Origin of the sequence: Mycobacterium sp. smrl_JER01, assembly GCF_048513595.2 — a bacterium.
Classification (GTDB): Bacteria; Actinomycetota; Actinomycetes; order Mycobacteriales; family Mycobacteriaceae; genus Mycobacterium.
Map to the genome: position 1 here is coordinate 2161178 of NZ_JBLXXK020000001.1, position 15730 is coordinate 2176907.

The following is a 15730-nucleotide window of genomic DNA, read 5'->3' on the forward strand; positions in this document are numbered from 1 at the left end:
TCAGCGGACTTCGCACACCCCGCGCTCCCGCAGCGCCGTCAGATCGGCCGCACCGCACCCGTGCAGGCAGACCAGCAACTCGTCGATGAACCGCTGCAGCCACTCGACGACGGCATCGACGGATTCCACGGCGGGAGCCAGAAGTGGTCGCGCGACGGCGACGACGCGGGCGCCCATCGCGAGCGCCTTGGCGGCGTCCATCCCGGTGCGGATGCCACCGGAGGCGACCAGCGGCATGTCCGGAAGGACGCGCCGCACCTCGGTCAGCGCCTGGGCGGTCGGAACACCCCACTCCGCCAGCGCGGGGTAGCGCACGTCGCCGTAGCGGACGAACTGTTCGATGCGGGCCCACGACGTGCCGCCGGCTCCGGCGACGTCGAGTGCGGCGATCGGGCAGTTCACCAGCTCGGCGGCCGCGGCCGCGCCGATGCCGTGACCGACCTCCTTGAGCATGACCGGGTAGCCGATCTCACCGACGACGTCGCACAACCGTGTGATCGAGCCCGAGAAGTCGGTGTCGCCGTGGTGTTGCATGGCTTCCTGCAGAGGATTGGTGTGCACGGCAAGACCGTCGGCGCCGACCTTGTCCAGGGCCGCGGCCAGGCCCGGGATCATCGGGGTCTGCAGCTGCGCGAGCCCGATGTTGCCGATCAACAGAACGTCGGGCGCCAGCTCACGCACATCGAAGCTCGCCGCGGCCTGGCCGTCGTCGATCATCACGCGCTGAGAGCCCAGCATCATGCCGAGGCCGAGCCGCTGTGCCGCGGCGGCCAGATTGCGGTTGATGATGCCCGACAGCGCCGCGCCTCCGGTCATCGCCCCGATCAGCACCGGGGCCCGCAGCCGGGCGCCGAGGAACTCCGTGCCGAGGTCGACGGCTCCGAGATCGGTCTGGGTCAGCGCGTTGTAGGGCAGCCGATAGCGCTCGAATCCGGTGGTCACGCTCTGGTAGTCGACCGCCTCGGTGAGGCACACGTCGATGTGGCGGCGCTTGCGGTGCTGCAGGGCAGACCCGGGGTCAGACGTCACCGGTCAGGTCCCCTGAGACAATGGGCCGGTGAGTGAGGGTCTCTGGATCGCCATCGCGGTCATCGCCGTTCTGCTGCTCGTCGCGCTCGTCGTGGGTTTGATGCGGTACCGCCGCCGACGAATCAGCCTGTCTGCACCAGACACTGCCACTCCCGTCGATCGCTCCGGCGGCTACACCGCCTCCTCAGGCATCACCTTCGCCCAGTCGACCCCCGTGCAGGCCCCGCCAAAGGCGCCTGAGCGGCCGGAACGCCTGGACACCAGCGGGTTACCCGCCGTCGGCGATGATGCCACCATTCCCCGCGACGCGCCCAAACGGCCGATCGCCGACGTGCGGCTGCCCGAGCCACCGGTGGTGACACCCGAACCGGTGGTGACACCCGAACCGGTGGTGACGCCCGAACCGGTCGACGAGCCCGAGCCGGTCGCCGAAGCCCCGGTCGCCGAAGCCCCGGTCGCCGTGCCGGATGAGGCCGAACGCATCGGCGAGGCACCGACGCCGGTGCAGCCCGAGATCGAGCCGATCGCGCCCACCGAGGGCCGTCTGGACCGCCTCCGCGGCCGCTTGTCGAAGTCGCAGAACACGCTGGGGCGCAGCATGCTGGGCCTACTGGGCGGCGGTGACCTCGATGAGGACTCGTGGGAGGAGGTCGAGGACACCCTGCTGATCGCCGATCTCGGCCCGGTCGTCACCGAGTCGGTGGTCGCGTCGCTGCGGGAGAAGATGGCCAGCAGCCGGGTGCGCACCGAGGCCGACGCGCGGTCGGTACTGCGTGAAGTGCTGATCGCCGAGCTGCAACCCGATCTGGACAGATCGATCAAGGCCTTGCCGCACGCCGACAAACCGTCGGTGCTGCTGGTGGTCGGTGTCAATGGCACCGGAAAGACGACGACCGTCGGCAAGCTGGCGCGCGTGCTGGTCGCGGACGGCCGCCGGGTGGTGCTGGGTGCGGCGGACACGTTCCGCGCGGCGGCCGCCGATCAGTTGCAGTCCTGGGCGTCGCGGGTCGGCGCCCAGGTGGTACGCGGACCCGAGGGCGCCGACCCGGCGTCGGTGGCATTCGACGCCGTCGACACCGGTATCGCGGCGGGCGCCGATGTCGTGGTCATCGACACGGCGGGGCGGCTGCACACCAAGACCGGCCTGATGGACGAACTGGGCAAGGTCAAGCGCGTGGTAGGCAAACGGGCCGCCGTCGACGAGGTGTTGCTGGTGCTCGACGCCACCATCGGTCAGAACAGCCTGCCCCAGGCCCGGGTGTTCGCCGAGGTCGTCGACATCACCGGGGTCGTGCTGACCAAGCTCGACGGGACCGCCAAGGGCGGCATCGTGTTCCGCGTCCAGCAGGAGCTCGGGGTCCCGGTCAAGCTCGTCGGGCTCGGCGAGGGACCCGACGATCTCGCCCCGTTCGAGCCCGCGGCATTCGTCGACGCGCTGCTCGGGTAGCGGTGGTTCGGTCGTCGATGTGCCCCGCACGACCCTGGATTTTTGCTGTTCAGCCCTGGTGAAACACGAGCGTAACGACATCCGCGCGTCCGTTCACATCGGCGAAACACAACAGAATCACAGGTGAAACGCCGGCAAAAGAGTCTCTTCGGGAGGCCGATCATGATCGGCCGCCATCCCAAGGAGGTTCACACAAAGTGGCATTTGGCTTACACGACGTGGTCTTGGCCCTGCCAGACGACCAGTTCCTGCCGTTCGGGGAAGGGGGGCTCAGCGCCGGCGACACCGCATGGGTGCTGACCTCCGCGGCGCTGGTGCTGTTCATGACCCCGGGTCTGGCGTTCTTCTACGGTGGTCTGTCCCGGCAGAAATCCGTCCTGAACATGATGATGATGTCGTTCGGCTCGATGGGAGTCGTCAGCGTCATCTACGTGCTGTGGGGTTACTCGATGTCGTTCGCGTCGGCGCACACCGGCGAAAGTGACTTCTTCGGCGTCTTCGACAACCCGTTCGCGCTGTGGGGCCTCACACCGTTGACCGACGTGGGCGACCTCGACGGTGTCAGCACGTACGTCCTCGGCGGTTTCGGCACGGTGCCGGCCATCGTGTGGGTCGCCTTCCAGCTCACCTTCGCGGTGATCACCGTCGCCCTGATCAGCGGTGCGGTCGCCGAACGGATGAAGTTCGGCACCTGGCTGGTCTTCGGTGGCATCTGGGTCACGCTCGTGTACTTCCCGCTGGCACACATGGTCTGGGGCGGGGGCCTGCTCTCCGGCGCGGAGAGCGGAATCGCGGCCAAGCTGTTCGGTGTCAACGAAGACGGTGAGGCCAACGTGGCGCCGATCGACTTCGCCGGTGGCACAGTCGTTCACATCAACGCCGGTATGGCGGCCCTGGTGTTGGCGATCCTGCTCGGCAAGCGAAACGGCTTCGGCAAGACCGCTTTCCGGCCGCACAACATCCCGTTCGTGATGCTCGGTGCCGCCATCCTGTGGTTCGGCTGGTTCGGCTTCAACGTGGGCTCCGAAGGCGCCGCTGACATGGCCGCGGGACTGGTGTGGGTGAACACCACCGCCGCGACCGCGGCCGCGATGCTGGGCTGGCTGCTGGTCGAGCGCATCCGCGACGGTCACGCCACCAGCGTCGGCGCCGCGTCCGGCGTCGTGGCGGGTCTGGTCGCGATCACTCCGGCCTGTGGCAATCTCACACCGCAGTGGGCGCTGGTCGTCGGTGCGATCGCCGGTGTGCTGTCCGCGCTCGCCATCGGCCTGAAGTACAAGTTCGGCTACGACGACTCGCTCGACGTGGTCGGCGTGCATCTGGTCGCCGGTCTGTGGGGCACCATCTCGCTGGGCTTCTTCGCCACCGAGGCCGGTCTGTTCGTCGGAGGCGGCGCCCAGCAACTCGTGGTGCAGATAGTGATCGCACTCGTTGCCGTAGTGTTCACCGCAATCATGACCGCCATCATCGCGTTCATCGTCAAGCCGCTGGGCTGGCGGGTGTCCAAGGAAGACGAGGACACTGGTATCGATGAGACCGAACATGCCGAAACGGCTTACGAGCTCGCCTGACCGGCGACAATTCCACCGGAAGGGATCAACTACATGAAGCTGATAACCGCGATCGTCAAGCCGTTCACGCTGGAGGATGTCAAGACCGGCCTTGAACAGACGGGGATCCTGGGCATGACCGTCAGCGAGGTTCAGGGCTACGGTCGGCAGAAGGGGCACACCGAGGTCTACCGCGGAGCGGAGTACTCGGTCGACTTCGTCCCCAAGGTGCGCGTCGAGGTCGTCGTGGACGACGCCGCCGTCGACAAGGTGGTGGACGTGATCGTGCAGGCTGCCCGCACCGGCAAGATCGGTGACGGCAAGGTCTGGGTCAGCCCCGTCGAGACCGTGGTCCGGGTGCGCACCGGAGAGCGTGGGGCCGATGCCCTTTGAGCCACTTCTGATCCACGTCTGATCCACGTCGTGGAATGAGAGGTCGTCTCCCGGCAGTTGCGCCGTGTGAGTACTGGATCGTCAAGTGCCGGGAGGACAACTCGTGAAAGAGCAGAGACCGCAATCCGCCGCCGGCGCGCCCCGTTGGGTGCGTCCGGCGGCGGGTTCTCCACGTCCGGCGACCGATCTCGTCGCCGCGGCCGACAAGCTGCTCTCCAGCGGCCGACAGCTCGACTCCGCCGCACTGCGCGACGCCCTGCTCGATCTGTACGACTTCTGGCTGACCACCAAGGCGTCCGAGATCGGCATCACCGCCGACAGTGGCTTCGCCATCGTCGCCACCGGCGGCCTGGGCCGGGGAGAGCTGCTCCCGTACTCGGACCTGGACCTGATGCTGCTGCACGACAACATGCCGGCCGACATCGTCGGCGAGGTGGCCGAATTGCTGTGGTACCCGTTGTGGGACGCCAATATTCGTCTGGACCACAGCGTTCGCACCGTGCCCGAGGCGCTCCGGGTGGCCGGTGAGGACATCTCGGCGGGCCTGGCGATGCTCGAGGCGCGCCACATCGCCGGTGACGGCGACCTGTCCGCACTGTTGATCGGTGGCGCGCGACGGCAGTGGCGTACCGGAATCGCCTCGCGTTTCGACGAGCTCGTCGAACACACCAGGGCCCGCTGGCAACGCAGCGGCGAAATCGCCCATCGGGCCGAACCGGATCTCAAATGCGGGCGCGGCGGTCTGCGCGACGTCCAGCTCCTCAATGCGCTGGCCATCGCTCAGCTGGCCGATGTGTACCCGAGTCGGTCGCTGGCCTCGCCGACCGAAACCCTTGGCGAGGCTCACCTTTCGCTGTTGAACGTCCGCACCGAACTGCACCGCGTGGCCGGCCGCGGCCGGCAGCTGCTGCTTGCGCAGCACGCCGACGAGATCGGGGCATCGCTGCGCATCGGCGATCGGTTCGACCTGGCCCGCATGCTCTCCGACGCGGCCCGAACCGTGAGCTACTACGTCGACGCCGGTATCCGCACCGCAGCCAACGCGTTACCGCGTCGCGGGCTCGCCGTGCTGCGCCGACCGGTGCGCCGTCCGCTCGACGAGGGCGTCATCGAGTTCAACGGTGAGGTGATCCTGGCCCGCGACGCCCGCCCCGAACGCGATCCCGGCCTGATTCTGCGGGTGGCCGCGGCATCGGCCACCACCGGTCTGCCGATGTCGGCGTCCACGCTGAGCCGGTTGGCGGCGGCCGCACCGGAACTGCGTACGCCATGGCCGCGGCAGGCGCTCAAAGATCTGCTGGTGATGCTGGGCGCGGGCGCCCCGGCGGTGGCCACCATCGAAGCACTCGACCGCACCGGCTTGTGGGGTCGGCTGTTCCCGGAATGGGGCGCAGTCCGCGACCTTCCGCCCCGAGATGTCGTGCACATCTGGACCGTCGACCGTCACCTTGTCGAAACCGTCTCGCGGGCAAGCGCATTCACCACCCGGGTGGCACGCCCGGATCTGCTGGTTTTGGGTGCGCTGGTGCACGACATCGGCAAGGGACGCGGCGGTGACCACAGCGTCATCGGTGCCGAACTGGCCCACCAGATCGGTAGCAGACTCGGACTGTGGCCCTCCGACATCGACATCCTGGCCAAGGTGGTGCGCCACCACCTGTTGCTGCCGCACACGGCGACCCGCCGAGACCTGCAGGATCCCCAGACGATCGCCACCGTCGTCGATGCCCTCGACGGTGACCTGGTGGTTCTGGAGTTACTGCACGTGCTGGCCGAGGCCGACTCCCTGGCCACCGGGCCAGGGGTGTGGGGCGACTGGAAGGCGTCGCTCATCGGCGATCTGGTGCGACGCTGCCGCCTGGTCATGGCCGGCGAACCGTTGCCGCATCCGGATCCGGTCGACCCCCGGTACATCGCGTTGGCCGCCGACCTCGGGGTGCACGTGGAACTGGGGCCCGCCGAGAACACCCACATCTACAACGTCACGATGATCGCCCCGGACGGTCGCGGGGTGCTGTCCAAGGCTGCAGGTGTGCTGGCGCTCAATGCACTTCGCGTGCACTCGGCATCGGTGAACGGACACCGGGGCGCGGCGATCAACAGTTTCGTGGTGTCGCCGCATTTCGGCACGCCACCGGCGGCAGAACTCCTGCGCCAGCAGCTGATCCTGGCCGTCAACGGTGAGCTCGACGTGATGGCCGCGCTGGACAAGAAGGAAGCCGAGAGCGCAGCGGTCGCCCGGGCCGGCGAGATCCGCGCCGCGGTGCCGATCAACGCGCCGGCCGCGCCCCCCAGGGTGCTCTGGCATGACGGGGTGGGCGCCGGGCAGGTGGTGGCCGAGATCCGGGCCACCGACCGTGCCGGTCTTTTGGCCGTGCTGACCAGGGTCTTCGAACGCGCGGGCGCCGACATCGAGTGGGCCAAGGTGACCACCCTGGGCTCCTCGGTGGTCGACGTGTTCGGGATCCGGTTGCCCGCCGGTGATCCCGCGGTGCGGCAGGCGCTGGAGCGCGAATTGTTCGCGGTGCTGCCCGCCCCGCCGGCGCCCACACCGGTGCAGCGCGACGAGGCCAGTTAGAGGGGGCAGTCCGCCGGGTTACGGTCCGCCCGTTCCGGCCGGTCGGCGATCGCGCGGTCGGGCAGCCAGATCACGAAGGTGCTGCCCACTCCCAGCGTGCTGAACAGTGCGATCTTGCCCTCGTGGCTCTCCACGATCTGACGCGCGATCGCCAGGCCCAGACCGGAACCGCGTCGGCCGCCGTTGTCGGCGCGCCGGAACCTGTCGAACACCCGCTGCCGATCCTCCTCGGCGATGCCGGGTCCCTGGTCGCGCACCGCGATCCACGCCCAGCCCCGGGTACTTCCACTCGCGACGGTGAGTTCAGATCCGGCCGGCGCCAGCCGGATCGCATTGGACAGCAGATTGGCCAGCGCTCGCGCCAGGGATTCGGGGTCGGCATAGACCACCGGTCCCGGCGACAGTCGGGTGTTGACCCGCAGCGGCCGGTCCTCGGCCAGGATGCGATGTTCGTCGACGACGTCGCCGACGAAGCCATGCAGGTCCACCCGCTGATCGGCGAACGAACCCGAGCGGCGGCGCGCGGTGGCCAACAGATCCTCGAGCAGCCGGGACATCCGGGTGGTGGCCCGGGAGATGACCGCCAGCGCGTGTGCGCGTTCCTCGGCGCTGGAATGTTCATCGGCGAGCACCGCCTCCACATTGGCCTGCACCACCGCCACCGGGTTGCGCAACTCGTGCGAAACGTCCTCGACCAGAGCGCGTTCGGTACGGAAGGCGGTGTCGAGGCGGTCCAGCATGCCATCGATGGTGTCGGCCAGCGTCCGCAGCTCGTCTCTGGGGCCACCGGCGTTGATGCGCTGCGACAGGTCGCTGGCCGACAGCCGATTGGCAGCAGCGGTGATCTCTCCGACGGGGCGCAACATCCGCCCGGCCACAAACCACCCGACGACGAGGCTGACCGCAAAGATGACACCGAGGGCCAACAGTGAGTAATCGCGCAGCGTTTCCAGCGTCGAGTGATTGACCGCCCGCTGCACACTGCCGAGATCAGCGGCCTGGAAGCTCTCTCCGGCCCGGTAGACCATGGTGCCGTCGGGTTTGCGTTCGAACTTCTTGACCGTGACCGGGTCCAGCGGCGCGGCGTCGACGGTTCTCGCCAGCGCGAAGTACACTCCGGCCAGGATCGCCGCGGATACGGCGGACAGCCACAGCGAGGTGGTCAGTGCCAGCCGCACCCGGATGGTGCGCATCAGGAGGATTTCGTCGACGGCTGCGCCGCCGGTGTGCGCAGTCGGTAGCCGCGGCCGACCAGCGTGTGCAGCACCTGCTGCTCTCCGCCCACGGTGAGCTTGCGGCGCAGCGTGCCGACCGTCACCCGCACGGTCTGGGTGAACGGGTCGGCGTTCTCATCCCAGACGTGCTCCAGGATCTGCTCGGCCGAGACCACGTGGTCGGGTCGCGTCATCAGATAACGCAGCACCGAGAACTCCTTGAGGGTCAGGTCGACCTCGCGCCCACCTCGTCTGACGATCTGGCGCGCCGTGTCGACCGTGATGTCGCCGAGTCGAAGCACCGAGGATCCACCGGACACCTCGCGTCGCAGCACCGCACGCAGCCGTGCGGTCAGTTCGGCGAGCGCGAACGGTTTGACGATGTAGTCGTCGGCACCCGCGTCGAGGCCACGGACCCGGTCGGGAAGGGTGCCCCGCGCGGTCAGCATGACAATCCGCAGATCTCGCCCGACCGGTGAGTCCAGGTCGCCACTGCGCAGCCTGCGGGCCAGCTCGAGCCCGTCACCGTCGGGGAGGTTGACATCGATGAGGGCCACGTCGTAGGAGTTGACCGTCAGACGCTCGACGGCGTCTGCTTCGGTGTATGCGGCGTCCACGGCGTAGCCCTCCCGCTGCAGGCCGATGCGGAGCGCGCTGACCAGCCCTTCCTCGTCCTCGACGATCAGAATCCGCATGTACGTCGAGGGTAGCGGCGGGCCGGCCCTGCGACCACTTCGCTTTCGGTGAGCTTTCGCCGCGGTTTTCACAGGTTTTCGCCACCCGCTGGTGGACTGTCGCACATGAGCAGCAACGACCACGACTTCGGTGCGGCCCGGGACCCAGGCCCGGCGCACAGCACCAGCGCACTGATCGAGCGGGCCCTGTTCGAGATGAAACGTGTTGTCGTCGGCCAGGACTCGATGCTGGAAAGGCTGCTGGTGGGACTGCTAGCCGGTGGACACGTGCTGTTGGAAGGGGTGCCCGGGCTGGCCAAGACACTCGCGGTGCGCACCACGGCCACTGTGGTCGGCGGCACCTTCCACCGCCTGCAGTTCACCCCCGATCTGATGCCCGCCGACATCCTGGGCACCCGGGTGTGGCGGCCGTCGACCGAAGCCTTCGACATCGAACTGGGCCCGATCTTCGCCAATCTGGTACTCGCCGATGAGATCAACCGGGCGCCGGCGAAAGTTCAGTCGGCTCTGCTCGAGGCGATGGCCGAACGTCAGGTCAGCATCGGTGGCACCACCTTCGCGCTGCCCGAGCCCTTCCTGGTCCTGGCCACCCAGAATCCGATCGAAACCGACGGCGTGTATCACCTGCCCGAGGCGCAGCGAGACCGATTCCTGCTCAAGATCGACCTGACCCACCCCAATGAGCTGGAGGAGCTCGCGATCCTGGCGCGGATGGGAGCCAAGCCGCCCGTCGCCAGGACGCTGATGACACCCGCCGACGTCCTGCGGCTGCAGCGTGCCACCGAGCAGGTCTTCGTCCACCATGCGGTGGCGCACTACATCGTGCGCCTGGTGATGGCCTCCCGGGCGCCGCACGAGTACGGCGTGCCGGGACTGGACGGGGTGCTCGACTACGGGATCGGTCCCAGGGGGTCACTGGGGCTGCTGTCTGCGGGTCGGGCGCTGGCCATGCTGCGCGGACGCGATTACGTCCTGCCCGCCGACATCGCCGACATCGCACCCGAGGTGCTCGCGCACCGGTTGGTGCTGACGTTCGACGCGGTTGCCGACGGTGTCGATCCGCGCGCGGTCGTCGCGCAGCTTCTCGCCACCGTCGCTCCTCCGCAGATCGCACCCGACAGCCACGACCTCGCGGAAGTGGCGTCATGACAGGCAGTAACGAAAATGCCTGGCAGGCACTCGATCTCCGGGTTCTGCGCCGGGTGGACAGTATGATCTCAGGCGACTACGAAGGCTTACGCATCGGCGTCGGCAGCGAGCGCGAGGAGCTGTCGCGTTATCAGCCCGGTGATGACGTGCGTCGGATCGATTGGAACATCACCGCGCGATCGGCGGAACCACACGTGTGGCGGCCGCGGGCCGACAACAGGTTGGACACCGCGGTGTTGGTCGACACCACGCCCAGCATGGCTTTCGGCACCGTCGCCGACGAGAAGCAGGAACTGGCCGCCCGCATCGTCGCGGCGGTCGGGGTTCTCACCGATGCGCCTGGCAACACCTTGCGGTTGGTGACTTTCGGTGCCGACGGCATGCGGTGGCACCGCCCCGAACGATCCCGCTCCGCCGCATCGCGGGCCGCCCGGCATCTGCTGCACGACGGATCGCGGTCCGGTGGGGGCGCACCCTCGCTCGCCGACGCTGTCTCCACCCTGGGCGCTCAGCGCGGCGGTCCCGGACTGCGGGTCATCCTGTCGGATTTCCTGGATCCCGGCGGCGCGCACACCGCGCCCTTCGACTGGCAGACGCCGATGCGCCGGCTCGCGGCCCGCCACGATGTCATCGTCGTCGAGATCCTCGACCCGCGCGAACTCGAACTGCCCGACGTCGGCGCGGTCGTCTTCGTCGACCCCGAGTCGGGCCGGCAGCGCCAGGTGTGGACCTCCGACGTCCGACTGCGCCGACGCTACCGCGACGCCGCGGCCCGGCACCGCGCCGATGTGGCCGCCGCGATCACGGCCAGCGGCGCCGATCATCTGCGGGCCAGCACCGCCGGCGACTGGGTGCGCGATCTGGCCCGATTCCTGCGCGAGCGGCAACGTACCCGCCGTGTCCGCGGACGAGGGGCGATGCGCCGATGACGTTCCTGTCCCCGGCCGGCCTGCTGATGCTGGTGCCGGTGGCACTGCTGGCCGTCACCTACCTGGTGACGATCCGGCGCCGCCAGCGCTACGTGGTGCGCTATACCGCACTTCCGTTGTTGGACCGTGTGATTCCCGAACGCCCCAGCTGGCGACGCCACCTGCCGGCGGTCTTCCTGCTCGCGGCGTTCGCGCTGTGTGCGTTGGCCGTGGCCCGGCCCGAGATGCCGGTGCGGGTGCCTTACGAGCGCGCCACCATCATGCTGGCGATCGACACCTCGGATTCCATGCGGGCCGAGGATGTCAGGCCCGACCGTCTCACCGCCGCGGTCGCCGCGGCCCGGGACTTCATCGACGAGCTACCCGCGACATTCAACGTCGGCGTCATCACCTTCGCCGGGACCACGACCGTCGTGCATCCGCCTGACACCGATCGCGATGCCGCAAAGGCCAGCCTGCAGGTGCTGGTGACTCAGCCGCGGACCGCCATCGGTGAAGGCGTGTTCACCTCACTGGCGCAGATCCAGACCATGACCGACGAACCCGAGGACGGCCAGGACCGGGTGCCCGCTCATATCGTGCTGCTCTCCGACGGGACCAATACCAGCGGCCGGGACACCGGTGCCGCAGCCCTGGCGGCCGCGGCGGCCGGCGTGCCCGTCTCGACCATCGCCTACGGGACGCCTGACGGCGTGTTCATCAGTGGTGGGTATGAGATCGCGGTACCGGTGGACACCGAGACGTTGGCCCGACTGGCCGCCGACACCGGCGGCATCGCCTACTCCGCGCAGAGCAGTGACGAACTCGGTGAGGTCTACCGCGACATCAGCTCGTCGATCGGGTGGCGAACCGAGTGGCGCGAAGTGACTCCGCTGGTCGCGGGCATCGCGCTGGCCTTCGGCCTCGTCGCCGCGGCCCTGTCCATGCGCTGGTTCGCGCGACTCGTCTGACGCGACTCGTCTGAGAAGGAGCTCCCATGACCAGACCGGCGTTCGATCGGCGCTTCGACCTGGGCGGGCGTCCCGCGGGGCCGACTTTCCTGCCGCCGGACGGGTCCGGAGCCCCGCCACCCGGAGCCCCGCCACCCGGTGCCCGTCCCACCCCGCCGCCCACCCGGATCCAACTCGGGTCGGCGCCCCGGCGGCGTCGCGCCGGCGCGGCGTTCCTGATCGGCGCATGCCTGCTGATCGGGGCGGCGGCCGGCGGCGGTGCCGGCTTGCTGGTTGCCGACACCGGGTCCGCGCCGGTGATCCGCCAAAACGCACCGCCACCCGCCGGGCAACCGGGCGACGGTGACACCCAGACCGCCGCGCACGCGCTGCTGCCCAGCGTCGTGCAGATCGGCGCCGGCAACAACCGGGGTTCCGGATTCGCCATCGACGATTCCGGCCGGGTGCTCACCAACAGCCACGTGGTCGAGGGTTATACCCGGGTACAGGTGCAGATGGCCGACGGCCGCCGCACCGTGGCGCGGGTGGTCGGTGCCGATCCGGCGACCGATGTCGCGGTACTCGAAGTGGCCGGCGCGCCTCCGCCGGCCGCGGCCCTGGGCGTCAGCTCGGCTTTGGTGATCGGCCAGCCGGTGATCGCCGTCGGCTCCCCGCTGGGACTGTCCAGCACAGTCACCGCAGGCATCATCAGCGCAGTGGATCGACGGGCACGCCTGGGTCGCCAGCCCGAACAGCAGTTGCTGCAGACCGATGCGTCGATCAACCCGGGCAACTCCGGCGGGCCACTGGCCAACCTGGAAGGTCAGGTGATCGGGGTGAACACCGCGATCGCGAGGGTCGGCGGGCCGGAGGCGGGCAGCATCGGGATCGGTTTCGCGGTGCCGATCGATCGGGCCGTCCAGGTGGCCGAGCGCATCATTGCCAGCGACTGAGCGCCAGCACCGTCCGCTACGGGGCCGATCGGCTCGGCGTGGGCGAGAGAGCGTCACGGTGCCCGCAGCGCGGGGGAGCGGTGACCCGCAGCTCAGGTGGAACGCCGATGCGGACCCGGCCGCCGCGATATGGCGTTGCCGGAAGCCCGGGGCGGGCCCGCGATAGGCTTGGCCCCGTGTTTGAATCCCTGTCCGACCGGTTGACCGGAGCCCTCTCGGGCTTGCGGGGCAAGGGGCGGCTCACCGATGCCGACATCGATGCCACCGCGCGCGAGATCCGGCTGGCCCTGCTTGAGGCCGACGTCTCGCTGCCCGTCGTCCGCGAATTCATCTCCCGGATCAAGGACCGCGCCAAGGGCGCCGAGGTCTCCGCGGCGCTGAACCCCGCGCAGCAGGTCGTCAAGATCGTCAACGAGGAACTGATCGGCATCCTCGGCGGCGAGACCCGTCAGCTGGCGTTCGCCAGGACCCCGCCGACGGTCATCATGCTGGCCGGTCTGCAGGGTTCGGGTAAGACGACGTTGGCGGGCAAGCTGGCCCGGTGGCTCAAGGCGCAGGGGCACACCCCGCTGCTGGTCGCCTGTGACCTGCAGCGTCCCGGTGCGGTGAACCAGCTGCAGATCGTCGGACAACGCGCGGGCGTGAGCGTGTTCGCGCCGCATCCGGGCGTGTCCCCCGACGGCGCCACCATCGAGCAGATGGCCACCGGAGACCCGGTGTCGGTCGCCGCCGCGGGCCTGGCCGAGGCGAAGTCCAAGCACCACGACGTCGTGATCGTCGACACCGCAGGCCGCCTGGGTATCGATCAGGAGCTGATGGCGCAGGCCGCGGCCATCCGCGACGCCGTCAACCCGGACGAGGTGCTGTTCGTCCTCGACGCGATGATCGGTCAGGACGCCGTGACCACGGCCGACGCGTTCCGCGAGGGGGTCGGATTCACCGGTGTCGTGCTGACCAAGCTCGACGGCGACGCCCGTGGTGGTGCGGCGTTGTCGGTTCGCGAGGTCACCGGCGTGCCGATCCTCTTCGCCTCGGCGGGGGAGAAGCTCGAGGACTTCGACGTCTTCCACCCCGACCGGATGGCCAGCCGGATCCTCGGCATGGGCGACGTACTCACCCTCATCGAACAGGCCGAACAGCACTTCGACGCCGCCCAGGCCGAGGCCACCGCCGCCAAGATCGGCAGCGGGGAGCTCACCCTCGAGGACTTCCTGGAACAGATGCTCGCGATCCGCAAGATGGGTCCGATCGGCAACCTGCTCGGGATGCTGCCCGGTGCGGGCCAGATGAAGGATGCGCTGGCCGCCGTCGACGACCGACAACTCGACCGGGTGCAGGCGATCATCCGCGGTATGACGCCCCAGGAGCGCGAAGACCCCAAGATCATCAACGCCTCGCGCCGGCTGCGCATCGCCAACGGGTCCGGTGTCACCGTGTCCGAGGTCAACCAACTCGTCGACCGGTTCTTCGAGGCGCGCAAGATGATGTCGCAGATGGCCGGCCAGATGGGAATGCCGTTCGGCCGCAAGAACACCCGCAAGGCCGCCAAGGGCAAGAACAAGCAGAAGGGCAAGAAGGGCCGGGGTCCGACACCGCCGAAGCGCAACCCGCTCGGCGCGGGCATGCCCGGTATGCCGGGTATGCCGGCCGGTTTCCCCGACCTGTCGAACATGCCCAAGGGCCTCGACGAATTGCCGCCGGGGCTGGCCGACATCGATCTGTCGAAGTTGAAATTCCCCAAGAACTAGCGATGGCTGCGCTGCACGTCCGCGGTCGGGGGCTTCCCGACGGTGAACCCGTCCAATGGTGGATCGTCGATGACGGCGCCCCCGAAAGCGGTTGGCGCTCAGGCTGGCTCAGTGCCGAGCCGGTCCCCGACGCGGTGACGGTGTTCGGTGCCGACAGCGACGACGGCTGGATCCTGCCCGGCCTGGTGGATGCGCACTGCCACGTCGGTCTCGGGCCGCACGGACAGATCGGGATCGACGACGCGGTCGCACAGGCCGAGACCGAACGCGGGGTCGGGGCCCTGTTGCTGCGCGACGCCGGATCGCCCACCGACACACGGAGTTTCGACGACCGGCCGGATCTGCCGCGGATCATCAGGGCGGGTCGGCATCTGGCTCGCCCCAAGCGGTACCAACGCGGCTTCGCCGTCGAGCTCGAGGACCAATGGCAGCTGCCCGACGCGGTGGCGCAGCAGGCCCGTTGGGGTGACGGCTGGGTGAAGCTGGTGGGGGACTGGATCGACCGGGACACCGGCGACCTGGCTCCGCTGTGGTCCGACGACGTCCTCGAAGCGGCGATCGACGCCGCACACGCCAACGGCGCCCGAGTCACCGCCCACGTGTTCGGTGAGGATGCGCTGTTGGGTCTGATCAGGGCGGGAATCGACTGCATCGAGCACGGGACCGGCCTGACCGAGGACACCATCGACCTGATGGTCGCCCACGGCACAGCCCTGGTACCCACCCTGATCAACATCGAGAACTTTCCCGACATCGCGGCAGCGGCCGACCGCTACCCGGTCTACCAGAAGCACATGCGCGCGCTGTATCAGAGCTGTCCGGCCCGGATCGCCGCCGCACATGAGGCGGGGGTGGCCATCTACGCGGGCTCCGACGCCGGAAGTGCGGTCGCGCACGGACGGATCGCCGAAGAGGTCGACGCGCTCAAGCGGATCGGCATGTCGCCCACCGCGGCGCTCGGCGCGGCGTGCTGGGACGCCAGGGACTGGCTGCGCCGTCCGGGACTGCGACACGGCGCCTCCGCGGATCTGGTCTGCTACGCCGAGGATCCGCGCTCGGGCGCCGACGTGCTGGCCGACCCGACGCTGGTGATGCTGCGCGGTGTCGTGTACTGAC

Annotated in this window: 13 protein-coding genes; 10 read left to right on the plus strand and 3 right to left on the minus strand. The window is 69.0% G+C overall.

Annotated elements, in window-relative coordinates; all coding sequences use genetic code 11:
• Nucleotides 1-1029: a type 2 isopentenyl-diphosphate Delta-isomerase gene (gene fni, locus ACNUDN_RS10180; protein ID WP_419121823.1), complete on the minus strand. Its 1029-nt coding sequence runs from the start codon at nt 1027-1029 to the stop codon at nt 1-3.
• Nucleotides 1030-1057: 28 nt separating this feature from the next.
• Here fni and ftsY point away from each other — a divergent pair, with 28 nt between their 5' ends.
• The 4 genes from ftsY (at nt 1058) to ACNUDN_RS10200 (ending at nt 6997) form a co-directional block, all read left to right on the plus strand.
• The gene (ftsY, locus tag ACNUDN_RS10185) at nt 1058-2476 is read left to right on the plus strand and encodes a signal recognition particle-docking protein FtsY (protein ID WP_419121824.1); all 1419 of its coding nucleotides are present in this window, start codon (nt 1058-1060) and stop codon (nt 2474-2476) included.
• Nucleotides 2477-2694: 218 nt separating this feature from the next.
• The gene (locus ACNUDN_RS10190) at nt 2695-4047 is read left to right on the plus strand and encodes an ammonium transporter (protein ID WP_419125099.1); all 1353 of its coding nucleotides are present in this window, start codon (nt 2695-2697) and stop codon (nt 4045-4047) included.
• Between the two features lie 33 nt (nt 4048-4080).
• On the plus strand, nt 4081-4419 hold the full coding sequence (locus ACNUDN_RS10195) for a P-II family nitrogen regulator (protein WP_011779408.1): 339 nt from the start codon (nt 4081-4083) through the stop codon (nt 4417-4419).
• 103 nt (nt 4420-4522) lie between these two features.
• Complete coding sequence (locus tag ACNUDN_RS10200) at nt 4523-6997, plus strand: [protein-PII] uridylyltransferase (RefSeq protein WP_419121825.1); 2475 nt, start codon at nt 4523-4525, stop codon at nt 6995-6997.
• Here the strand turns inward: ACNUDN_RS10200 and ACNUDN_RS10205 are convergent.
• Together ACNUDN_RS10205 and ACNUDN_RS10210 are read right to left on the minus strand one after the other, a co-directional pair.
• Nucleotides 6994-8190: a sensor histidine kinase gene (locus tag ACNUDN_RS10205; protein ID WP_419121826.1), complete on the minus strand. Its 1197-nt coding sequence runs from the start codon at nt 8188-8190 to the stop codon at nt 6994-6996. The two genes, ACNUDN_RS10200 and ACNUDN_RS10205, sit on opposite strands and share 4 nt — an antisense overlap.
• Nucleotides 8190-8906: a response regulator transcription factor gene (locus tag ACNUDN_RS10210; protein ID WP_419121827.1), complete on the minus strand. Its 717-nt coding sequence runs from the start codon at nt 8904-8906 to the stop codon at nt 8190-8192. The genes ACNUDN_RS10205 and ACNUDN_RS10210 overlap by 1 nt, the downstream gene beginning before the upstream one ends.
• 105 nt (nt 8907-9011) lie before the next feature.
• Between ACNUDN_RS10210 and ACNUDN_RS10215 the strand changes: the two genes are divergently transcribed.
• The 6 genes from ACNUDN_RS10215 (at nt 9012) to ACNUDN_RS10240 (ending at nt 15729) form a co-directional block, all read left to right on the plus strand.
• Nucleotides 9012-10055 (plus strand): AAA family ATPase, encoded by a 1044-nt coding sequence (locus tag ACNUDN_RS10215; protein WP_419121828.1) that lies wholly within the window; start codon nt 9012-9014, stop codon nt 10053-10055.
• A gap of 62 nt (nt 10056-10117) precedes the next feature.
• On the plus strand, nt 10118-10984 hold the full coding sequence (locus tag ACNUDN_RS10220; protein WP_419121829.1) for a DUF58 domain-containing protein: 867 nt from the start codon (nt 10118-10120) through the stop codon (nt 10982-10984).
• On the plus strand, nt 10981-11934 hold the full coding sequence (locus ACNUDN_RS10225; RefSeq protein WP_419121830.1) for a VWA domain-containing protein: 954 nt from the start codon (nt 10981-10983) through the stop codon (nt 11932-11934). The genes ACNUDN_RS10220 and ACNUDN_RS10225 overlap by 4 nt, the downstream gene beginning before the upstream one ends.
• Nucleotides 11935-11960: 26 nt before the next feature.
• On the plus strand, nt 11961-12866 hold the full coding sequence (locus ACNUDN_RS10230) for a S1C family serine protease (protein ID WP_431959796.1): 906 nt from the start codon (nt 11961-11963) through the stop codon (nt 12864-12866).
• Between the two features lie 176 nt (nt 12867-13042).
• Nucleotides 13043-14614 carry a signal recognition particle protein gene (gene ffh / locus ACNUDN_RS10235; RefSeq protein WP_431959798.1) on the plus strand — a complete coding sequence of 524 codons (1572 nt, stop codon included), beginning with the start codon at nt 13043-13045 and terminating at the stop codon, nt 14612-14614.
• A gap of 2 nt (nt 14615-14616) precedes the next feature.
• Complete coding sequence (locus ACNUDN_RS10240; RefSeq protein WP_419121832.1) at nt 14617-15729, plus strand: amidohydrolase family protein; 1113 nt, start codon at nt 14617-14619, stop codon at nt 15727-15729.
• Nucleotide 15730: the final 1 nt, after the last annotated feature.